General features: G+C 66.0%; 22 protein-coding genes and 1 pseudogene. 8 read left to right on the top strand and 15 right to left on the bottom strand.

Annotated elements, in window-relative coordinates; genetic code table 11:
• Nucleotides 1-40 precede the first annotated feature (40 nt).
• Nucleotides 41-448, top strand: a complete 408-nt coding sequence (locus tag CWS35_RS21515; protein WP_100953613.1) for a DUF302 domain-containing protein — start codon at nt 41-43, stop codon at nt 446-448.
• A gap of 10 nt (nt 449-458) precedes the next feature.
• On the opposite strand, the gene CWS35_RS21510 is transcribed toward CWS35_RS21515, so the two are convergent.
• The 3 genes from CWS35_RS21510 to CWS35_RS21500 all read right to left on the bottom strand — a co-directional run bounded on the left by CWS35_RS21510 (nt 459) and on the right by CWS35_RS21500 (nt 3,340).
• Nucleotides 459-1,199: a hypothetical protein gene (locus tag CWS35_RS21510; protein ID WP_100953611.1), complete on the bottom strand. Its 741-nt coding sequence runs from the start codon at nt 1,197-1,199 to the stop codon at nt 459-461.
• A 97-nt stretch (nt 1,200-1,296) separates the two neighbouring features.
• Nucleotides 1,297-2,241 (bottom strand): S9 family peptidase, encoded by a 945-nt coding sequence (locus CWS35_RS21505; protein ID WP_100953610.1) that lies wholly within the window; start codon nt 2,239-2,241, stop codon nt 1,297-1,299.
• 322 nt (nt 2,242-2,563) lie between these two features.
• Nucleotides 2,564-3,340: a helix-turn-helix transcriptional regulator gene (locus tag CWS35_RS21500; RefSeq protein WP_100953608.1), complete on the bottom strand. Its 777-nt coding sequence runs from the start codon at nt 3,338-3,340 to the stop codon at nt 2,564-2,566.
• 105 nt (nt 3,341-3,445) lie between these two features.
• Between CWS35_RS21500 and CWS35_RS21495 the strand changes: the two genes are divergently transcribed.
• Entirely contained in the window at nt 3,446-4,531 is a 1,086-nt protein-coding gene (locus CWS35_RS21495) for a zinc-binding alcohol dehydrogenase family protein (RefSeq protein ID WP_100953606.1), read from the top strand.
• 57 nt (nt 4,532-4,588) lie between these two features.
• On the opposite strand, the gene CWS35_RS21490 is transcribed toward CWS35_RS21495, so the two are convergent.
• The 5 genes from CWS35_RS21490 to CWS35_RS21470 form a co-directional block, all read right to left on the bottom strand.
• Nucleotides 4,589-6,577, bottom strand: a complete 1,989-nt coding sequence (locus tag CWS35_RS21490) for a serine hydrolase (protein ID WP_100953604.1) — start codon at nt 6,575-6,577, stop codon at nt 4,589-4,591.
• Between the two features lie 94 nt (nt 6,578-6,671).
• A complete protein-coding gene (locus tag CWS35_RS21485) occupies nt 6,672-7,721 on the bottom strand; it encodes an AraC family transcriptional regulator (protein ID WP_245438612.1) in 1,050 nt (349 codons plus the stop codon).
• 344 nt (nt 7,722-8,065) lie between these two features.
• The gene (arsC, locus tag CWS35_RS21480; RefSeq protein WP_100953602.1) at nt 8,066-8,467 is read right to left on the bottom strand and encodes an arsenate reductase (glutaredoxin); all 402 of its coding nucleotides are present in this window, start codon (nt 8,465-8,467) and stop codon (nt 8,066-8,068) included.
• The gene (arsB, locus tag CWS35_RS21475) at nt 8,464-9,519 is read right to left on the bottom strand and encodes an ACR3 family arsenite efflux transporter (RefSeq protein ID WP_100953600.1); all 1,056 of its coding nucleotides are present in this window, start codon (nt 9,517-9,519) and stop codon (nt 8,464-8,466) included. Before arsB ends, arsC begins: the two co-directional genes overlap by 4 nt.
• Nucleotides 9,520-9,582: 63 nt before the next feature.
• Nucleotides 9,583-9,945: a helix-turn-helix transcriptional regulator gene (locus tag CWS35_RS21470; protein WP_100953598.1), complete on the bottom strand. Its 363-nt coding sequence runs from the start codon at nt 9,943-9,945 to the stop codon at nt 9,583-9,585.
• Nucleotides 9,946-10,078: 133 nt separating this feature from the next.
• Here CWS35_RS21470 and CWS35_RS21465 point away from each other — a divergent pair, with 133 nt between their 5' ends.
• From CWS35_RS21465 to CWS35_RS21455, 3 genes and pseudogenes are all read left to right on the top strand, one after another.
• Nucleotides 10,079-10,396 carry a helix-turn-helix transcriptional regulator gene (locus CWS35_RS21465; protein ID WP_100953597.1) on the top strand — a complete coding sequence of 106 codons (318 nt, stop codon included), beginning with the start codon at nt 10,079-10,081 and terminating at the stop codon, nt 10,394-10,396.
• Nucleotides 10,397-10,444: 48 nt separating this feature from the next.
• Nucleotides 10,445-11,767, top strand: a complete 1,323-nt coding sequence (locus CWS35_RS21460) for an NAD(P)-binding domain-containing protein (protein WP_100953595.1) — start codon at nt 10,445-10,447, stop codon at nt 11,765-11,767.
• A gap of 11 nt (nt 11,768-11,778) precedes the next feature.
• A pseudogene (locus CWS35_RS21455) lies at nt 11,779-12,956 on the top strand (MFS transporter).
• A gap of 180 nt (nt 12,957-13,136) precedes the next feature.
• Here the strand turns inward: CWS35_RS21455 and CWS35_RS21450 are convergent.
• A complete protein-coding gene (locus tag CWS35_RS21450; protein WP_100956574.1) occupies nt 13,137-14,054 on the bottom strand; it encodes a division plane positioning ATPase MipZ in 918 nt (305 codons plus the stop codon).
• A gap of 308 nt (nt 14,055-14,362) precedes the next feature.
• Here CWS35_RS21450 and panC point away from each other — a divergent pair, with 308 nt between their 5' ends.
• On the top strand, nt 14,363-15,214 hold the full coding sequence (gene panC / locus CWS35_RS21445; RefSeq protein WP_100953594.1) for a pantoate--beta-alanine ligase: 852 nt from the start codon (nt 14,363-14,365) through the stop codon (nt 15,212-15,214).
• A gap of 70 nt (nt 15,215-15,284) precedes the next feature.
• Nucleotides 15,285-16,031, top strand: a complete 747-nt coding sequence (locus tag CWS35_RS21440) for a hypothetical protein (protein WP_100953592.1) — start codon at nt 15,285-15,287, stop codon at nt 16,029-16,031.
• A gap of 43 nt (nt 16,032-16,074) precedes the next feature.
• Here CWS35_RS21440 and CWS35_RS21435 read toward each other — a convergent pair whose 3' ends face one another.
• The 5 genes from CWS35_RS21435 to CWS35_RS21415 all read right to left on the bottom strand — a co-directional run bounded on the left by CWS35_RS21435 (nt 16,075) and on the right by CWS35_RS21415 (nt 19,284).
• Entirely contained in the window at nt 16,075-16,515 is a 441-nt protein-coding gene (locus CWS35_RS21435; protein ID WP_100953589.1) for a DUF1489 family protein, read from the bottom strand.
• 127 nt (nt 16,516-16,642) lie between these two features.
• Complete coding sequence (locus tag CWS35_RS21430; protein WP_100953587.1) at nt 16,643-17,572, bottom strand: hypothetical protein; 930 nt, start codon at nt 17,570-17,572, stop codon at nt 16,643-16,645.
• 153 nt (nt 17,573-17,725) lie between these two features.
• Entirely contained in the window at nt 17,726-17,929 is a 204-nt protein-coding gene (locus CWS35_RS21425; protein ID WP_100555266.1) for a hypothetical protein, read from the bottom strand.
• A gap of 216 nt (nt 17,930-18,145) precedes the next feature.
• Complete coding sequence (locus tag CWS35_RS21420; RefSeq protein ID WP_024581315.1) at nt 18,146-18,514, bottom strand: YidB family protein; 369 nt, start codon at nt 18,512-18,514, stop codon at nt 18,146-18,148.
• A gap of 116 nt (nt 18,515-18,630) precedes the next feature.
• Nucleotides 18,631-19,284: a glutathione S-transferase family protein gene (locus tag CWS35_RS21415; protein ID WP_168226358.1), complete on the bottom strand. Its 654-nt coding sequence runs from the start codon at nt 19,282-19,284 to the stop codon at nt 18,631-18,633.
• Nucleotides 19,285-19,402: 118 nt separating this feature from the next.
• Here CWS35_RS21415 and CWS35_RS21410 point away from each other — a divergent pair, with 118 nt between their 5' ends.
• Nucleotides 19,403-20,080 (top strand): DUF599 domain-containing protein, encoded by a 678-nt coding sequence (locus tag CWS35_RS21410; RefSeq protein WP_100953585.1) that lies wholly within the window; start codon nt 19,403-19,405, stop codon nt 20,078-20,080.
• Nucleotides 20,081-20,093: 13 nt separating this feature from the next.
• Here the strand turns inward: CWS35_RS21410 and CWS35_RS21405 are convergent, their stop codons facing one another.
• Nucleotides 20,094-20,999, bottom strand: a complete 906-nt coding sequence (locus CWS35_RS21405; RefSeq protein WP_100953583.1) for a hypothetical protein — start codon at nt 20,997-20,999, stop codon at nt 20,094-20,096.
• Between the last annotated feature and the right edge of the window lie 170 nt (nt 21,000-21,169).

Genomic DNA, 21,169 nt, shown 5'->3' with positions numbered 1-21,169 from the left:
GTCGCGACCAGCCTGCATTGGCCGCGCTGGAGGACATTCGATGGCGATTGACGGACTGATCACCGTGCGCAGCCATGTCGGGCCGACGCAAACCGCCGACCGGCTCAAAGCCGAACTGCAAGCGCGCGGGCTGACGCTGTTTGCGCGGATCGACCACGCTGCGGGAGCCGCCGGCGCCGGCCTCGCGCTCCGTCCCACCGAGCTCTTCATCTTCGGCAATGCCAAGGGCGGCACCCCATTGATGCAGGCGGCGCAAACCATCGGGATCGATCTGCCGCTCAAGGCGCTGGTCTGGCAGGACGAAGCCGGCGACAGCTGGTTCTCCTACACCGATCCGGCCTGGCTCGCCGAACGGCACGGCGTTGCGGAAGCGACCCGCCAGGTCGCGGCCAACATGGCGGCACTGCTCGGCGCAATCGCAAACGCCGTGACGGCGGGCGCAGCCTGACCGCGGCGCTCTATTTCATCTGGCCGATCAACTTGGCCGCGCCGCCGGTGGTCTTGGCCAGTTGCAGCAGCGCCTCGCGGCCGCCGGCAACATAGGCCGCGGCGGCACGCAACAGCTCGCGGAGCTGCGCGGCCGCGCCGGGATCGAACTTGCACCATGCGCCGCCGGTCAGCCGCGCGATCTCGCGAAACGTCTGTTCGGCGGCTACATCGCTGCCTTCCTGGAACATGAATACCGGCACCTTGAGCAGGCCGAGCTCTCCGGCCTTCGCGCAAAGCGCGTCGGCGTTCTCCTCCATCGCGTCACCGACGAACACCAGCGCGCGCACGCCGGACGCAACGGCCTCGCGGCGGGTCTCCGACAGCACCTTGCCGATCTGGGTATTGCCGCCCTGGCAGTCGATCTTGCTCATCAGGCGCGCGAGTTGCGCGCTGTCGGAGATCCAGCCCGTGGCACGGCACTCGTTGAAGCCGCGGTAGTAGACGAGGCGGATATCGAGGCTGCCGAGCGCGCCCGCCTCGCGGAACATGTCGGCTTGCAGCGTACACGCCATGTCCCATGTCGGCTGCCGGCTCATCGTGGCGTCGAGCGCAAACACCAGCCTGCCGCGCGCGCCGGCGCGATGCGGCGACATCCCCCGCGCCTTGGCCACGAAGGCGGCGATATCGTTCGCGCTCGACGTCGGCACGTCGGCCGCATCGGTCGGGCGCACATCGCTTCCGGATGTCGGTTTGATCGTCTTGCCAGCCATCAGCGCTTGCCTCGTGCAGCAAGCATTATGTGGGCCGCGACATTGGATTGGTCAACGTAATGACGGCCGTTGCCCGGAACAGATCCCGGGCAACCGGTCAATTCGTGATCGACGGACCCTTCTTCGTCTCGGTCTTGGTCAGCGAGAACGACTTCTTGAGCTTGTCGGCGAACGACTGCGAGGGCTTCTCGACCGGCACGTAGAGCGAGACCGGACCGGGCTCCAGGATCTTCGGCGGCGCATTCCTGGTGTCGACCGGCGCGACATCGCTGTCGGTGTCGGCCAGGAATTTATCGAGCATGGCCTGGATCGAGTCCTTGGCCTTCTCGGGTCCGGTATCGCGCATGTCGTTGTGCTGGAAGTTGGTGTTCACAACGGTGATGCCGGCCTTCTCGCACTCCTGCTCATCCGGCACCACGCCGGGATCAGGCTGGAAGTGCTGATCATGCGAACGGAACGACAGGATCTTGAACTTGCCGTCGGTCATGAACGGCACGCGCAGATTGTCCAGCGTCACGACCTTCTTGATCTCGTCGGGATACTGCTTGGCGAAATACATCGCGATGTCGCCGCCATTGGAATGGCCGACCATCGTCAGCTTGCTGTAGTCCGCATTCGGCTGACGCTTCTTCATCTCCTCGATGGCGAATTTGATGTTGGTGATGCCGCGCTGATACTGCGGCAGGCGCCCGACATAGAGCTCGCCGACCTTGGTCACCATCGGCCCGTCCGACGGCAGGTCGTTCTGAATGCTGATGGTCAGATAGCCGCGCGCCGCGAACACGTTCGCGAGGAAGGAATATTCGGTAAATTTGACGGTATTGCCATGATTGAGGATCGCAACCGGGAGCTTGATCATGCCGGCGTCGGCCTGCATCTCCTTGTCGAAGCGCACCGCAACGTCGACCGCGACCGGACGCTCGTCACGCGTCGGGTCCTTGAACATGATGGTTTCATGACGGATCGCCCACTTGCTCGCGGTGAAGTACGCCGCAGTGACCACCACACAGAGCGAGAGCAGAACGGTAATTCCACGCTTCATGACGTCCTCAAGGTGCCCGCCTTCTTCAGGGCTTTTCTTGGCCGGAGACTCTGCGGCCTCCTTTTTTAGAATATATGTCACAGCGCCGTGACAGGAAGTCCAAATGTTGTGGCTTTGACGCCATAACGTTGTGCGCTGCACCTATACTTTGGGCAGATGTTCCACGAACCACCGCGACGGTTCGTGCTTCCTACACCCTACGACGCGCGTTCCAAGGGCCGCGTTCGACGCTTGGATCGAAGTTGAGGGGAAACCGGATTTCGGCAGCTTTGTTCCGGCATTTTGGCGACGCTGTGGCCGAAATTACCGGAAAACCACGGATTCAGGCGATCTCGGTGTAGATAATCAGCTTGAGGCCGGGATCGTCATTGGCCTGGAAACTGGCATGTTCGAAGCTCAGCCGGCCCCGTTTGGGGTGGTTGAGCGTCTTCCGGCCGGCCACGCTGGTACCGATGTCATGGGTATTCCACCAGGCCTCGAACTCGGGACAGCCGGCGCGGAGCCGCGCCAGCAGGTCGAGGAAGGCCGGGTCGCCGGCCCAAAGATCGTGGGTCCGGCGGAACTGCGCCACCATGCGCTGCGCCTCCTTGGCCCAGCCGGCGCCGAACAGCCGCCGGGTCGCGGGGTTGGTCAGCACGTGGACCAGGGTGTTGCGCTCGCCACCGGGCAGCCGGCCGAACGCGAAAATCTCCTCGGCGGCGGCGTTCCACGCCAGCACGTCCCAGCGCCGGCCCGTGACATAGGCCGGCTGGTTCAGGCCCTCGACCGCGCGGCGGATCGCCGCCGGCACCACCTCGGCCGTGAAAGGCCGGCGGTCGCCGTCCCGGGCGAGCGCCCGCAGATGCGCGTGCTCAGCCTTGCTGAGCCGCAGCGCCCGCGCCAGCGCGTCGATCGTCGTGACCGACGGGCTCACTGAGCGCCCCTGCTCGAGCCGGATGTACCAGTCGACCCCGATCCCGGCGAGTTCGGCCACCTCCTCGCGGCGCAGGCCCGGGGTTCGCCGCCGCCGGCCGGCCGCAACGCCTGCGGGCTTCGGCGTCAGCTTCTGCCGCCGCGAGCGCAGGAAATCACCGAGCTCGCTTTGCCGCGCGGTCGCCATCGCCGGGCTCCTCGAGAGTGGGTTTGATAATCCTAGGATAATACCAGGTCTTCCTGGCTGCAATGGACCGGAGCATGATCTGATCTCAGCCAAGGATGAGATTAGATGAAAGCAGCAGTCCTGAAGTCGTTCGGTTCGCAGCTCGCGATCGAAGAGATCCCCGCGCCGGTCATCGGCACCGGCGAAGTCATCGTCGACGTGGTCGCGACCCGTGTGCTGTCCTATGCCGACGAGGTGTTCAGTGGCGCGCGCAACTATCTGCTCGAACTGCCGGCCGTTCCCGGTCCCGGCGCGATCGGACGGGTGCGCGCGGTCGGCCCCGACGCCACCCACCTTGCCGCCGGCGATTGGGTCTATTGCGATCCCACCTTCCGTTCGCGCGACGACTTGATCTCGCCGGACATCACGCTGCAAGGCTGGAGCGCACGCGGCGAAGGCGGGCTGCGGCTGCAACGCCACTTCCGCCACGGCTCGTTCGCCGAACAGACGCTGCTGCCGACCGAGAACGTCAAGCGGATCGGCACTATCGATCCGGCCGAGGCGCCGCGCTGGTGCGCGCTCGGCACCTGCCTGGTGCCGTATGGCGGCCTGCTCGCGGCGCGGCTACAGCCCGGCGAGACCGTGCTGGTGAGCGGCGCCACCGGCAATTTCGGCAGCGCCGGCGTCGCCGTTGCACTGGCGATGGGCGCGGCCTGCGTGATCGCACCCGGCCGCAACGAAACGGTGCTTGCCGATCTGGTCCGGCGGTTCGGGCCGCGCGTGCGGCCGGTCAGGCTCAGCGGCAACGAGGACGACGATCGCGAGCGGATGCGGGAGGCTGCGCCCGGTCCGATCGACTGCGTGCTCGATCTGATGCCGCCGGAGGTCTCCACCACCACGGTCCGCGCCGCGATCATGACGGTGCGGGCCTACGGGCGGGTGGTGCTGATGGGCGGCGTCGGCATGCAGGGCGGCCCGGGGCTCGAGCTGCCCTACCCCTGGATCATGCGCGAATGCATCAGCATTCATGGCGTCTGGATGTATCCGCCGGAAGCCACCTTCGGCCTCGTCAATCTGGCGCGTGCCGGACTGCTGCGGCTCGATCAGTTCGAGGTCACGACCTTCAATCTCGACCAAGCCAACGCGGCGGTCACGCATGCCGCCGCCAATGGCGGACCGTTCCGGATGACCGTACTGACGCCGAACCGATAGCGGCCGTCCGGTTCAGGCCAGCGGCGTCAAGCATCGGTGAGCGCCGGATCCGAAATGCTATTTCGGCCCCGCCGCAATCATCGCAGCTTTCAACTCCCAAGGCCCGGGGTCCAGGATCAGTCCGGACACCTTGCCAACCGGGTCCCTGACGAACGCGATCCGGGTGTGACCGTCGTCGGCCGCACTGAATGCGTCGTTCGATGCCGCGACCAACGGCACGGCCTTGCCCTTCTCGAATGCGAGGATCGGCCACACGCCCACAGCTTCCGCGACGAGCCTGTCTTGGACGACGCGGACCTGAAGCTGGACGGTATTTGCACGGCGGGCGGCCCGCACGAGGGTGAGATCGCTCGCGCCGTCCTGTCCTCTGCGGACGATCTTGATCTTGACCGTGGTGTTGGCCGGCCCGCGCAGCCGCGACAGCACATCGGCGAGCGCCAGACCCTTCAGCGGCACACCGTCAAGTTCGGTGACGAGGTCACCGGTAGCGACCCCGGCCTTGCTTGCTGGACTGCCGGGGTCCGGCCTGTTGATCTTCAGGCCGTCCGGCTCCATAGCGACGAACCTCGCGATCCCAAGCCACCCGTTCTTGCCGTCGGCTATGCCCTGCCTGTCACGCGAACTCACCGTGCCGCCGAAATCGTAGGTGCCGACATAGTCGGCGAGCGTTTCCGCGCTCAGCGTCGCAGGCACCACCGGCGGCGCGTCGGCAGACGGCGCGGCGACCGCCAACGCGCCATAGGTCAGGTGATTGATCCCCGAGGGCGCCAATGCGCCCCGCGCCTTGCTGCCGGGCGTCGCCTGGATCATTTCGACGCCGATCAACTGCTCCGCCGGATCGACCCAGAAATACGTGCCCCAGTGTCCTCCCCAGCCAAAGCTTCCGGGCGCTCCCGGAATCCAGCTCGCGATCGGGCTGGTGCGGATGCCGAAACCAAGACCGAAGGTCGTGCCGGCGCGAGCGCCAACCTCGTCGCCGCCAAAGATGCGAACATCCGCCGGCAGCGCATTGGTCGTCATCTGCTTCACAGCCTGCGCAGTGAGCACCCGCACGCCATCGAGCTCGCCGCCGTTCAGAAGCATCTGGCAAAAGCGCAGATAGTCGGGCGCAGTCGACACCAGGCCGCCGGCACCGGAAGACAACCTCGCGGGCGTCGTGACATCCCAGATCGGCGGTCGCTCCGGCATCGGAGAATCGACCAGGCGGTCGAGCTTGTCCTTCGGGACGAAGAAGCCGGTATCGACCATATGTAACGGCGCAAAGATTCGATCCTGCATGAACTGGTCGAGTGGCTGACCGGACGCCACCTCGACCACCCGGGCCAGCACGTCGGAGCTCCAGCCATATTCATGGACCTCGCCGGGCTGATGGACGAGCGGCAGTTCGGCCAGGCTCGATACGAAATCGGCCAGCGTCTTCTCGCGCCGGTACACGACTCTCCAGCCGTAGACCATGTGGATCGCGCGAATTGCGGACTCGGTGGTCGGGTCGGAGAGGCCCCGCTCAGGAAACGCAAAATCCATTTCCGGGGCGATCACGCCGGAGGTATGGCGCAACAAGTCCCGGACCGTCATCGGGCGTTTTTGCAAAGCGAGCCCAGCCTGCACGGTCGCCGGGTCGAACGTCACGACCGGCATCTTGCCGATTTCGGGAAGATAGCGCGCGACGGGCGCGTCGAGCTCGAGCTTGCCATCGTCGACCAGGATCATCGCCGCGACGCTGGTCACCGGCTTGGTCATCGAGGCGATCCAGAAGATCGAGTTCACCTTCATCGGGACCGTCTTGGCGCGGTCCTGGAACCCGATGGCTTGCAGATAGGCGAGCTGGCCGCCCTTGGCGATGGCAACAACGGCGCCGGGGACCAGACCCTCGGACGGCGAGAAGGCATCGAAGCGCGCCTGATACCACGGCGCGATCCGCGCCAGGCCGGCCGCCGAAAATCCGAGACTTGCTGCATCGGCTGATGTCAGGAGTTGATCGGCGCGTGCCGGGCTCCCCAGGCAAAGCACAGCGAGAAGCGTTCCCATCGATGCGAGGCGTTTCATCCCGACAACTCCCTGATTACGCCCCCACTCTGGTCGATATTCGCAAAGCGATCTTGCCGGGTTCAGAATTCGACTGGCCGATTCCTCAGTCCGGCTAACCGATTCCCGAGCCGTGGTCGGTTTTGCCGGGATCGCGAGCCAGCTTGGCCAGCGCGAGGCTGCGGAATTCGGTCGGTGTCAGGTCGGTGGCCGCCTTGAAGGCGCGGTTGAACGGGCCGATCGACTGGAAGCCGGCATCCATCGCGATGGTCAGCACCGGCACCTGTCTTTGCGCGGGATCGGCCAGGGCGGCGCTGGCATCCTCGAGGCGGTAGTGATTGAGGAAGGCATTGAAATTGCGGTACCCCAAGCCTTCGTTGATCAATTGCCGCAGCCGATACTCCTGAACGCCGAACTCGGCGGCCAGCGAGCCGATGGTCAATCCCTCGCGCCGATAGGCGCGCTCCACGGTCATCAGTTGCTGCAACCGGCGCAGCAGTTCCGGGTCGACCGCGAGCGGCTTGTCCTCTCGTGCAGGCGGTGCGTCCTTGATATTGCCCGGAATGCGACCCGCGGCAGGCAGCGCGCCGGAGACTTCTTGCATTTCGGCCGCCCGAAACCGGCTCCATGCGGTGAGCCCAAGCAGCAGGCACGTCACAACCGGGCCGGCAAGGCTCCAGACCGAGAAACCGGCAACCGCGGCCAGCCAAACCTTGTGGAAGAAAACCGCGACGCTCCAGGCCACCGCTCCGAGCAGAACGAGGACCCGTAACCGCCGCCGTCCCGCCATCAGGTCCGCCCGCCATGTCGCGAGCGTCTGGGCCGCCGCCAGCACAGCGAGGCCGAGATAGATAAATGCCATGGCCTGATCGAGATCGCCCCTGCGCTCGCCGCGCGTCGGCCAGACGTCGAACAATTGCGTGCCGACGACGGCGGCCAGCACGGCGCCGTGCCAGGGCCGGAGCTCGAAATCGTCGTCGAACGTCGCGCGCGCCCAGAGCCAGAACAGGACCGCCCCGCTGCTCGATAACGCCAGCAGGATCAGGGCCCAGTACGGCCATGGCCGAGGAAATCCCGGCGTATCCGAGATCGCGGAGGCCGCCACCGCAACCAACAGCGCGGCGCCAAGACGCGCCGACGTGTCACGACGGTCGCGCAGCAGCACGGCTGCGATCAGCAGCGAGAGGCCGACGACGGCGCCCCGACACCCCAGCTCGATCGCCGTCAACGCGCTGCTGCTCACGACCAGGATCGCTCCATCCGGCATTCCTGGGTGAAGGCTTACAGGGGAAGCGTTCGGCGCATCAAGGGCGCATCAGCGCCGGTCCTGTCGGCTAGGACGGGAATGCGTTGATCGCGAGATCAACCGCGTGCACGACATCCCAGCTCGACAACCTCCGCAAGCCGACTTGCTTTATCGTATCCTTCTCGACCGGGTCGTCAGAGGGACCGTTGGCACTGTGAGTTGTGCCTTCTGGAAGCTCGCGGTTGACAGCGCACCTGTCAGCCCTACCGGGCCTCGACGACTTCGCCATCTTCCTTCACGAAGCGCCCGACCGGATTGTCCAGGAGGTCAATGACCGCCTCGGACGGTCGGCAAAGGCGCACGCCCTTCGAGGTGACCACGATCGGGCGGTTGATGAGGATCGGGTGCGCCAGCATGAAATCCAACAACTGGTCGTCGGACCACTTGGGATCGTCAAGCCCGAGCTCCTTGTAGGGCGTTCCCTTCTCGCGCAGCAGCGCGCGGACTGGAATCCCGATCGCCGCGATCAGTTCTTTCAGCTTCTCGCGCGACGGCGGCGTCTTGAGGTACTCGATCACGGTCGGCTCGACCCCGCCCTGCCGGATCATGGCAAGCGTGTTGCGGGATGTGCCGCAGTCCGGGTTGTGATAGATGGTGACTGTCATTGCCGCGCCTCCACTGCCTGTGCCGATACGGCGCTTCCGGCCTCGTACCAGCCCCTTGTTGCCTTCACGATCCGGACCACCGAGAGCATCACCGGGACCTCGACGAGGACTCCGACGACGGTCGCGAGCGCCGCACCTGAATTCAGACCGAACAGGCTGATTGCGGCGGCGACGGCGAGCTCGAAGAAATTGCTGGCGCCGATCAGCGCGGCCGGCGCGGCTACGCACCAGGCGACGCCGAAACGGCGGCTCAGCCAGTAGGCCAGCCCCGCATTGAGGTAGACCTGGATCAGGATCGGCACCGCCAGGATGGCGATCACGACCGGCTGCTTGACGATCTGCTCACCCTGAAACCCGAACAGAAGGACAAGGGTTGCCAACAGCGCCACGAGGGATACCGGCTGCAGCGTCCGCATGGTCCGCTCGAACGCCCCGCCGCCAGCGCGCAGCAGCGCGCTCCGCCAAATCTGGGCGACTGCGACGGGCACCACAATGTAGAGGGCCACGGAGAGCACAAGCGTGTTCCAGGGGACCGAGATCGACGCCACGCCGAGCAACAGGCCGACGAGCGGCGCAAACAGAAAGACCATGATCACGTCGTTCAGCGCGACCTGGCTCAGCGTGTAATGCGGCTCGCCCTCGCAGAGGTTGGACCAGACGAACACCATCGCGGTGCACGGCGCGGCCGCCAGCAGGATGAGGCCGGCGATGTAGGACGGGATCTGGCCTGCCGGCAGCATCGGCGCGAAGACGTGGCCGATGAAGAACGAACCAAGCAGCGCCATGGAGAACGGCTTGACCGCCCAGTTGATGAACAGCGTGACGCCGACGCCCCGCCAGTGTTCGCGGACCTGTCCCAGCGAGCCGAAGTCGATCTTGAGCAACATCGGCACGATCATCAACCAGATCAGGACGGCCACCGGCAAGTTGACCTTGGCGACTTCGGCCGACGCCACCGCGCCGAACAAACCGGGCATGACATGGCCAAGGCTCACGCCGACCACAATGCACAGCGCGACCCAGAGGGTCAGGTACCGTTCGAAAATGCTCATGATCAGGCCACGTCGTTTTGGGAGGATATCGCGCCGTCGGAACGGCCGACTTCGCAGAAGTGATCAGCCACGGGCTCGCTCCCTTCGTTTGGGGGTGCAGCAGGACTGAAGGCTTTCGACGACGGGCGCACAGACTTCCGGCCGCCCGTCGCAGCAGTCGCGTAGCAGGAACATTGCGACGTCCCGAAACGCGGCCAGATTGGCGCGGTAGATGATCGAGCGGCTTTGCCGCTCTGACGTTGCCAGGCCGGCGCGCGTGAGAATCGACAGGTGCGCCGACAGGGTATTCTGCGGGACCTCCAACAGGCGGGCCAGGTCGCCGGCAGCCAGGCCGTCGGGTTCATGTTTGACCAGGGCCCGGAAAGCTTCCAGGCGGGTCGACTGCGAAAGGGCCGCGAGCGCCAACACTGCTTGTTCGGTTTTCATATATCCAGATATCTAGAAATATCGAAGCGAGTCAAGCCATGATCACCGATAACGTCCGGTACCGCCGCCCTCTATTTCGAATATTCTAGAAACATCGATTGACAGCGACGCCCGCCATCCCCATTGTGTCAGTATGAAAATCGACGACGCCGCGGCCCGCCTCGAGGCACTGGGCAATCCGACGAGACTGAAGATCTTTCGCGCGCTGGTCCGCGCAGGGCACGCCGGCATGCCGGTCGGGCGCCTGCAGGAACGGCTCAAGATCCCGGCCTCAACCCTCTCACACCACGTCAAGGGCTTGGTTTCCGTCGGCCTGATTTCGCAGGTCCGCGAGGGCACGACGCTGGTTTGCCACGCCGAATACGACACGATGCAGGACCTGGTGGACTTCCTCGTCGCCGAGTGCTGCGTCGAAGAAAACCAGTGCAAAGAGGCCAAGAGCGCGGCCTGATCTTTTTGCCGCATCATTCGATAGTTCTAGAAAAATCGGAGAAGAAGAATGAGCACAGGAAAGACCGTCGCGATCATCGGCGCCGGCCCTGTCGGGTTGGCCGCCGCGGCCCATGTGATGGAGCGCGGCATGACGCCAGTGGTGCTGGAGAGCGGACCCGAGGCCGGCCATGCGATCCGGCAATGGCGGCACGTCCAGCTGTTCTCGCCCTGGGAGTACAACGTCGACCGCGCCGCCGAGCGGCTGCTGGCACCTACGGGCTGGAATTCTCCCGATCCGCAGGTGTACCCGACGGGAAGCGAGTTGCTCGAGCAGTATCTCGTCCCGCTCGCGACCCGCACAGCGCTCAAGGATGTGATCCGCATCTCGAGCCGTGTCACCGCGGTCTCCCGCGCGGGTTTCGACAAGGCGAAGACCAAGGGCCGCGAGGCCGCTCCCTTCGAAATCCGCTACCAAAACGGCAAAGGGCCCGAGACCCTGCGCGCCGAGGCAGTCATCGACACCTCCGGAACGTGGGCCTCGCCGAATCCGGCCGGCGCCAACGGCCTGCCCGCGATCGGCGAGCGCGAGGCTCAGGCGCAGATCGCCTATGGCATGCCCGACGTTCTCGGCAAGGACCGCCTCCGCTATGCGGGCAAGACCGTCGCCGTGCTGGGCGCAGGACACTCGGCGATCGGCACGCTCACCGATCTGACGACGCTCGCCAGTCAGGTGCCCGGCACGCGCCCGATCTGGCTGCTCCGCGGCAACGATCCGGCAAAGGCCTTTGGCGGCGGCGCCAACGACAAGCTGGCCGCGCGCGGCGAACTTGGCGCCCATTTCGCCTCACTCGTGACATCGGGTCAGGTACAGGTCGAAGCTGGCTTTGCCGTCTCCGCGATCGTGACGGTCGACGGCCAGCTTCGGATCGCAACGTCCTCAGCCTGCTGCGCGCGCAAGATTGTCGTGGACGAGCTTGTCGTGGCCACCGGCTTCCGGCCCGACCTCTCCTTCCTCAGCGAGATCCGGCTCCGGCTCGATCCCGCGATCGAGGCCCCGATGGCCCTGGCGCCGCTGATCGACCCGAACGAGCACTCCTGCGGCACGGTGCGCCCGCATGGCGCACGCGAATTGCAGCAGGATGACCGCGGCTTCTATCTGGCCGGCATCAAGGCCTACGGGCGCGCCCCGACCTTCCTAATGATCACCGGCTACGAGCAGGTCCGATCGATTGCCGCGGACATCGCCGGCGACAAGGAAGCCGCGGAGCGCGTCGAACTCGATCTGCCGGAAACCGGAGTCTGCACCCGCGGCGGCGTCGAAGGCGGTGCGGGAGCATCGTCGTGCTGCGGCGGGCCGGCGCCAGCCAGCGCCAGCGCCTGCTGCTCCTGAGGGCGGCCGGCATGGACGGACAACGCCTGAGGGTGGTCGCAGCGCTTGGGACCGCCCAGACGCTAGCCTGGGGTTCGAGCTATTATCTACCGGCCATCCTTGCCGATCCGATCGCGAGGGATCTCGGCATCTCGAGCAACTGGTTCTTCGCAGCTTTCTCGGCGTCGCTCGTGATCTCCGGACTGCTGGGCCGCGCGTCGGCCGTCAGATCGACCGTGTCGGCGGCCGCGAAGTCCTGTGCGCCTCAAACATCGTCCTCGCGGCCGGGCTCGCGCTGCTCGGCGCGTCCGCCACGCTGTGGACGATGTCCTTGGCGTGGCTGCTGCTCGGCGTCGGCATGGGTCTTGGGCTGTACGATGCGGCATTTGGTGCTTTGGGCCGCATCTACGGCAGCAACGCGCGCGGCGCGATCACCGGCATCACCCTGATCGCCGGCTTCGCCAGCACCGTCGGTTGGCCTCTCAGTTCCCTCGGGCTCGAGACAATCGGCTGGCGGGAGACCTGCTACGCCTGGGCCATCGCGCATATCGTCGTTGGCCTGCCGCTCAATCTGCTCCTGCCCCGAACCGAACGGGCGGTTCACGCCGGCGGAACCGCTGCCAAACCGCACATCCCGATCGATCGGACGATGGTGCTGCTGTCGTTCGCGTTCGCCGCCGCGTGGACGGTGACGTCGGCGATGGCTGCACACCTGCCGCGCATTGTCGAGGCGTTCGGCGCAACGCCGGCTCAGGCTGTGTTCGCTGGCATGATGATCGGCCCCGCCCAAGTCGGTGCCCGGATCCTGGAAGCAGGCTTCCTGAGCCGCTTCCACCCGCTGGTGTCGACGCGCCTGGCCTGCCTGACCCATCCGATCGGAGCAGGCGTCATTGGCCTGTTCGGCGGCGGCGCGGCAGCCGCCTTCACGCTGCTGCACGGCGCCGGCAACGGCATCCTCACCATCGCGCGCGGCACGCTGCCGCTCTCGATCTTCGGGCCGGAGAACTATGCCTACCGACTTGGATTGATCGGTGCCCCGTCGCGCATCTGCCAGGCCCTCGCCCCCCTCGCGTTCGGGCTGCTGATCGACCCGCTCGGAAAGCTTGTCGTGGCTGTGTCGGCCGGCCTCAGCGTTGCGGCGCTGATAGCGCTGCTCGCATTGCCGCAAGCAAATGCGAAGGCCACAAACATCGCCGCGGCTGCGGAGTAGAGGTCGGCAGATATTTCGGAATATTAGAAATATACCGGTGAGTTGCCCGACGTGTCAAGTCGCCCGGTCGACTGCTGGCCGCGACCGGCTGCTTTGCATGGGGTTGTTTTCGACATTTCGGCCACGCGCCTCCCGCGCGAGCGACCCGGCAAGTAGCTCTCGTGAATTCACGGCGGCACCTCAGATGATGTCGTGGACCTCGAGCGGCTTGTCGACCTGGCTGAACCATTCGGCGCGGTTCGCAGCCCGGCGGCGGCCGCGCTCGTCGAGCGGCAGCTTGAGCTGGCGCAGCAGGCTCGTCACCTCCTCGCGCGCGGTGACGTGGCCGAGGCTCGGGCGGGTGCCGAGCGTCGTCTCGTCGATGTCGTCGAGCGCGGTCAGCCCGCGCGGGAAGAACTCGCGATAGACCACCCGCTCGGCAAAACCGTCGACCGCACGGAACCCGAGCCGCAGCGACAATTGCTTGAGGCCGTCGGCGACCAGTTGCTTGTTGCGCGAGGCGAGCATCGACAGCCGGTTGCGCACCACGATCCAGTCGGTCGAGGCGCCGTCGAGCTGGCGGCGCTTGCGCCTGGTGTCGCGCACCATCTCCGCATAGTGGCTCTCGCCGGTCACCGCATAGGTCGCGGCATCGACGGTGCCGAGCACGTCGAAATCGAGGAAGCTGTCGTTGATCGGGGTCACCAGCGTGTCGGCCATCGAATGCGCGAGCCGCATCAGGTAGCTGTCGGAGCCCGGGGTATCGATCACGATGAAATCGCAGGCGCGCTCCACCGCGCTGACCGCTTCCATGAACTGCTGGAATTCGGCGTTCTCGTTCTCCTCGATCTGCATCGTCTCGCCGTATCTGATGCAGTGGTGCACCGGCAGCTCGAGATCGAGCCCGGTGCGCCGCGCCCAGGCCTGGCGATTGCTGATGTAGCGGGTGAAGCTCTGCTGGCGGCAATCGAGATCGATGCTGGCGACGCGCTGTCCGGCCTTCATCAGCGCGACGGCGATATGCACGGCGGTGGTCGATTTGCCCGAACCGCCCTTCTCGTTGCCCAGCACAACGACATGCGCGGAGCCGGACTGACCCTGACTAGCCTGCACCAACATGATCCAATCCCCGGCAATGATCTTCAAATCGAGCGCGGCTGCGGTCAAGTGAAATGCATCACTGCGACGGGAAATCAATCGCCGCCGTCCTTAATGATGAATCGATCGGACAAGACGCTGCCGGACAAGGCCGCTGCGTCGATCGGCGGCACGACGCCGCGATCCATCTGCGAGCGGGATCGGGTAAGGCTTGTCGCGATCCGGCGGTTTGCCGACCCCGGCCCGGTCTTGGTAAGGTCCGCGACCTGCCGAACACCAACCGCCCAACCAGCTTCGTCCCACCAGCCCGCCCCGCGAGTCGAGACCAGATGCCGAGAAATCCCGCCGTTGTCCGTACCGTCCCCGCCCTGCGTCGCGCCATCGACGCCCTGCGCGCCAAGAAGGCGACCGTCGCGCTGGTCCCGACCATGGGAGCCCTGCATGACGGCCATGTGTCGCTGGTGCGGCTTGCCAAGCGCCGTGCCAAGCGCGTCGTGGTCTCGATCTTCGTCAATCCGACGCAGTTTGCCCCGACCGAGGACTTCGGCTCCTATCCGCGCACCTGGAAGGAAGACGTCGCGAAGCTCGCGGCCGAGGGCGTCGACCTGATCTGGCACCCCGAGGTGAAAGCGATGTACCCCGACGGCTTCGCCACCAGGATCGTGCCGGAGGGACCGGCCACCGCTGGCCTCGAGGATCGCTTCCGGCCGCACTTCTTCGGCGGTGTCGCCACCGTGGTCGGCAAGCTGTTCACGCAGGTCCGGCCCGACGCCGCGATCTTCGGCGAGAAGGACTTTCAGCAGTTCCGGGTGGTGACCCAGATGGCCGCCGACCTCGACCTCGGCGTCAAGGTGATCGGATCCAAGACGGTGCGCGAGCGTGATGGCCTCGCGATGTCCTCGCGCAACGTCTACCTGTCGCCCGAAGAACGGCGGATCGCCCCCACCCTCAACCGGACCATGAAGGAAGCCGCCGCCCGGCTGCGCGCCGGCGAGGACACGGCGACCGTGATGGCGGCCGGCGCGGCCGCGATCACCGAGGCCGGCTTCGTGCTCGATTATCTCGAGGTCCGCCATGCTGCCACGCTGGCGCCGATCGGCTCGCTGAAGGACGGCCCGATGCGGATGCTGGTCGCGGCCAAGCTCGGCAAGACCCGCCTGATCGACAACATCGCGGTCTGACCGGTCGCCGGCCTGGACTTGCGCCGCCGCCGCTAGGCGTGGATGATCGCCTTTTTCAGAGGCGATCGGAATGGGCAGGTATTTCAGCCAAGGCATTCTTGTCGGCTTCGCGCTGTTGGCCGCGGGGGTGGCGCAGGCGCAGACCCGGCCGCCGGTCGGCGGGGTCAATTCGGCGCCCGGCGCGATGATCTTCTATGTCGCTCACGGCACCGCCGATGCCTGCGGTCCGGGTTGCTCGGACTGGATCGCGGCCGAGGGCGCGGTGCAGTGGGACAGCTACAAGCGCCTGCTCGCGATCCTCGACCGCCAGAACGGACGCAAGCTTCCGGTCGTGATCAACATCAAGGGGCAATCCAACCTCAACGTCGCCTCCAGCCTCGGCCGCATCCTGCGCGATCGCGGGGTCGATGCCGTGGTCGCGGTGACCGAGGTCGAGGCCTGCAACGGCAAATCCGAGGACGAATGCTTTGCGCTGAAGCGGCCCGGTGGCCCGCTGGATGCGACGGAGAAGCCGTCCAGCACCGCCTGTGACTTTGCCTGCGTGCTGGTGCTGTCGGGCGGCGTGCATCGCACCCTGCCCCCCGGCAGCCACGTGGTGCTGAGCGGCATGGCGATCCACAACCGGCTCGCCCCCAACGTCTCGGCCGAGCAACGCGACAGCCTCACCTCGATCTTCACCGACCAGTTCCGGCGCTATCTTGGCGAGATGGGGATCGATCACGAACTGCTCGATGCTGCGCTCCGCAATGCCGGCGGCGGCCGCTATGTCGAGATCCCGGCCTCCGAATGGGCCCGGCTGCATCTCGTCACCCAGTGATCCGCGGCAACCGCCGCGCGATCGCTCGCAGCAATCCGCATGCTCAGAGCAATCCGAGGTCGCGCAGTTCGCGTCGCATCGGCTCGGGCATCGACGCCACGCTGGCCGCGCTCGACTTCGTCAGGTCTGCCGGCGCGGAATCCGCGGTCAAGTAGCGCCAGCCCTGGAACGGCCGCATCGGGCGCGGCGAGACCGCGATCACCTTGGGCTGCATGACCAGCCGGCAGCGTCCGATGCCGTCCTTGTCGCGGAACGGCTCGATCGCGATGATCTTCTCGCGCGCGGCGATCTCGCCACGGATCACCCAATAGAGCGAACCGCCGGCAAGCAGCTCCTCCTCGCGCTTCGGCGTCATCCGCGTGATGTGGACATGACGAAGCGGCAGGCCCTTTTTTTTCGCGGCCGCCATGCGCTCGGCGACCCAGCCCTTGAGTTCCTTGACCGAGTCGCAACCGACGGCGAGTTTGATGAGATGAAGCGGCATACCGCGGATGTAGCGGCCGGCGCGCGCTTTGGAAAGAGAGCGATCCAGGCGGCAGTGGATAGCGGGAGTTATCCGCGAAACGGCGCGGCGGCGGCCCGGGCCGCCGTCAGCAACGCTGATCCTGACGCTACTCCTGGCTCGCGGCCGCCGGTGCGCTCGCAGCCGCTGGTGGCGCCGCAGGCGCAGGTGCAATCTGGACCGGGCGCTTGGCGACCGGCGCCCGCTTGGGCGCAGGCGCTGCCGCAGCGCGCGCTGGCGGCGGTGCAGCGGCAGCCGGCTTCGCCGGTTCCGGCGTCATGATGCTGACCGGCGGCGTGTTCGCCGAGCTCGGAAACTCCGCGTTGGTCGGCTTGCCCGTGGGCATCGACGGCGGCAATGCCGCGACCAGGCCGGCGGCCGAAGGCGCGGCTCCGGTCGGCGCGCTCCAGGATGCCGCGTAGCGCGTGATCAGGTTCTCGTAGGTGCGCTCGTTCATGTTGGCGATGATCTGATGGTTGTCGCCAAGCGAGCGGAACGCCGGGCACGCGGTCGGCGTGCAACGGTCGCGCGCCATCAGCGCGTAGGCCATCAGCCCGTAGCGGTCATGCTCGACGGCGCGGCGCAGCGACTGCAATTCGGTGGTGGTGGTACGCTCGGCGGTTGCGAGGTCGCCATACGCCGTCAGACGCGAGATCTGCGCGGCCGCGTAGCTGACCGCCGCCGCGGCCGAGTCGGATGTGCCGAACAGCACCTTCTCGCAGGCATTGAGGACGGCATCTCCGGCGAGGTCGTCGATGCAGGCCAGTGCCGGCACCGTCTGGCCGGTCAATTGCGCCGTCCGCGTCTCGGCCTGGGCTGCCGCCTGCCCGCCTGGCGCAAAGCCCCGGATCGTGGCGGCGACCGCAACGGCGATGGACAGCAGCGTGATGACGGTCAGCGCGCCGTTGGCCACGGACTTCTCCGCACGCAGCAGCGTCACCAGGACGACGATTCCAAAAAAGCCCGCTGCGGCCAGCGTCAGCCACATCGGAAAGGTCGGCGAGCGCCAGATCTCATCCAGCGAGGAAGCCCAATTCATGCGCGATGTCCCTCAACGCAACGTAAGCACAACCGGCAATGGCGAACACCGCCATCCCGGTATCCGGCCTACAGCACAATGGGTCTGCGAACGGGGCCTTTTGACGGCGGCGGCGCGGAACCGCGCTCCAGCCACCAGCTTGCGCACAACAGATCAGGACAGCGCGAGCTGACTCTCCTTGGCCACGCGTTCGAAAGCTTCGGTCGAGCTCTTGATGCGGTACTGGCAGTCATCGCCGTCGGTCGGCAGCAGGCGGATCACCTGATAGGTGCCGCTCGCGGCTGGGCGCGCCACGTTGCTGGCTGTGAAATAGACGATCTCGCCAATCGAGTACTTGTGCTTCAACGCCCTCTCCATTTTTTTAGAGATTGCTGGCTGGGCTGACAGTCCCGATAGCTCCGGCCGGCATTTTGAGAACCCTGCGGCAAGCTAGCACATCGCGCTGCCCCAAATCCAGCAAGATTGGGGCATGGCGAAGGTGCGATTTTGCAGGTTTTTCAGGGCGATAGGCAGCAATTTGCGTGCCAGCCGGAAATTGCCCGCCGGGTTCACCTGGAACCCGGTTCCACCGGTTCAGGCGGTATGCGGCAACTTGCCGTTCGGGCTCGCGCTGTCGACCGCACCGGGAAGCGCCTGGGCCAGCACCTGGGACAGCTGGTCGACCGGAATGTTGAACCTGGCGGCGAGCTGCTTGACCGTGTCGCTGCCCAGCACCTGCTGGAGCTGCTCGGCCGTGATCGGCAGGTTCTGGCCGGTGCCGATCCAGGATTTGACCTGGTCGCCGAGCCCGGCCTGCTCGAGCTTGGCGACGATCGCGGACAAGCCGCCCTGCCCGCCATTGCCCATCACCTCGCCGAGCACCGCGGGGATCACGGCCGCCCCGAGCTGGCCAAGCATGCTTTTCAGCTCCGGCGAATTCTCCAGGGAATCGAGTATGCCCATGGTCTAAGTCCTTTCACGACTTGCAAAACCGGTCCTCGGGATTCGACGCCTTTGGCCCCGCGGCGTCAAGCCGCGATCTTTGCCGCCGCTGTCACAATTCGGCAGCGCAACAGCGTTCAGACGGTCTCGAATCGCTCGATCCGCAGCGTCTCGGCCAGACCATCCCGGGTCCATTCCTGGAACGCCGGCAGCGCCATCATGGCATCGACATAGTGCTGGGCCTCGGGCTTCACCGGGATCGCATAGGTGCGGAAGCGATGCACCACGGGAGCGTACATCGCGTCGGCTCCGGAGAATGCCCCGAACAGGAACGGTCCCTGCCTGCCATAGCGCGCGTAACACTCGGCCCAGATCTCCTGGATCCGCGCCACATTGGCCCGCGCGTCATCCGACAACGCGATAGCGCTGACGGGGCGGTGCAGGTTCATGCCGCACTCGCTGCGCAGCGGCACGAAACCGGAATGCATCTCGGCCGAGATCGCGCGGGCATGCGCGCGCGCGGCGCGGTCCGAAGGCCACAGCTTCGCCTCGGGAAATTTCTCCGCGAGATACTCGATGATCGCGAGCGAGTCCCACACCGTGACGTCGCCGTCGATCAGCGTCGGCACCTTGCCGGCCCGGCTGAAGCCGAGGATGCGGTCCTTATCGGCCTGGTCGGTGTAGAGCGGGATGAAGACTTCCTCGAACGGGATGTCATTGGCGCGCAGCGCCAACCAGGGCCGCATCGACCATGACGAATAGTTCTTGTTGCCGATGACGAGCTTGAGCATGTCTTGGGGAATCCTGTTGCCGCACCAGTTTGCCATAGTGCATTGCACGCGTTCAACCTGTACATGCGGATGGAGCGCGGCGCGGTCCGGGCGCCGCGCATTCACGAAGGAAGGCATCATGACCGGCTATTGGGTCGACATCCTGGCCGTCGGCTTCTTCGCGCTGGAATGGCTGGTCTACGCCGTCACGCTGGAGCACACCGCCTATGGGCGCGACAGCCTGTCGGCGCGGATGCATGTCTATCGCGAGATCTGGGTAAGGAACCTGCTCCACCGCGAGGCGCGGATGGTCGACATGCAGATCATGGCGTCGTTGCAGAACGGCACCGCGTTCTTTGCCTCCACCAGCCTGATCGCGATCGGCGGCGCACTGGCGCTGTTGCGTGCGACCAATGACGCGCTCGCCGTGCTCGGCGCATTGCCGGTCAACCTCTCGCCCTCGCCCGCCCTATGGGAGATCAAGTGCATCGGGCTGATCCTGATTTTCATCTACACCTTCTTCAAATTCGCCTGGGCGTATCGCCTGTTCAACTATGTCGCGATCCTGTTCGGCGCGATGCCGCCGGCCGGGGAACGCGATACACCGGAGGCCGAGGCCCATGTGGTCCGCACCACGCGGCTGTTCGAGACCGCGGGCCGCCACTTCAACCGTGGCCAGCGCGCATTCTTCTTCGCGCTCGGCTATCTCGGCTGGTTCCTCAGCCCGTGGGTGCTGTTTGTCACGACGGCCGCGGTCGTAATCGTGATCTGGCGTCGGCAGTTCGCGTCGAACGCATGGCAGGCGATGGGAAGCTGAAGCGAGTTTACGCCTACCCCGCGAAATCGCGCGGCGTGAAATCGAGGTCGAGCACCTTCCATTCGCCGTAGCGATCCCTGGGCAGCATCGCATAGGGCTGGCAGGCTTGCAGCGCCTCGGTCGCGCCTTTCAGCAGCAGCGGCCCCTTCTCCGACGCCGTAGCCTCGATCAGCAGGGGCGGCGCGGCGAGCTTGCCGTCGGGCTTCATGAACACCCTGATCTTGATCCTGACGTCGTCGCCTGTGCTCACCGTCGACGGCAGCTTGAGGCAGCTCCTCAGATGGCGGCGAAATTCGGCGACCACGCTGGAGCCGATGTCGGCCTGCTCGGTCGCTGCCGCGTCGAAATTCTCCTTGCCGGGACCAGGACCGGACGGCGTGTCGGCGGGAGACTTCACCGAGATGTCCGGCGGCAAGCCAAGCACGACATTGTATTTGACAGACAAGTCCGGTTCGGGTTGCGCATAGGCAGGCTGCTGCGGCGCGGCCGCTTGCTGCGGCATCGGCGGTGGCGAGGCCGGCATCGGCGGGACTGCCGGCGTCGGTGGCGGCGCTGCCGCCGCATGCTGTGGAGCCGGGCTGGCCTTGGGCGCCGGCGGCGTGGCCTGCTTCTGCGCCGGCTGCGGCGGGCTCGGCTGTGGCGCGGATGCCTGTGCTGCCGGTTCGGGCTTATCGGAATTGACTGGCTTGTCGAGCGACGGCAATTGCAATTCGGGCGTCGGCGACGGGCTCGGCACCGGATCGGGCTCGGGCTTGATCTCGGTCTTGGCGACCTCCTGCGGTGTCACGATCTCGACCGGCACCGTGTCAGCGGCGACGGGATCGAACTGATGGACTTCCGAATAGAGGAAAATCAGCGCGAGCAGCATCAGGTGTACGAACACCGACGCCATCATATCCGCATTAGGCCGAAACTTCATCCCGCTCGATCACATCAGTGACGTCTCCCCGCCGGCGACAATACCGGCCGGGCCCTGCCTGCCTCAATCCCAATTCGGTCCAGAACCGCGATCGGCCAGCGGGCAATAGCATGATCTGCGCCCCGCGCCCGGCCTTTTCCCAAGGATCATGCTCGAATGAAGACCCAATT

The sequence above is a fragment of the Bradyrhizobium sp. SK17 genome (assembly GCF_002831585.1).
Classification (GTDB): domain Bacteria; phylum Pseudomonadota; class Alphaproteobacteria; order Rhizobiales; family Xanthobacteraceae; genus Bradyrhizobium.
The sequence above is the reverse complement of the archived record's forward strand: the minus strand, read 5'-3'. Positions and strand labels throughout refer to the sequence as shown.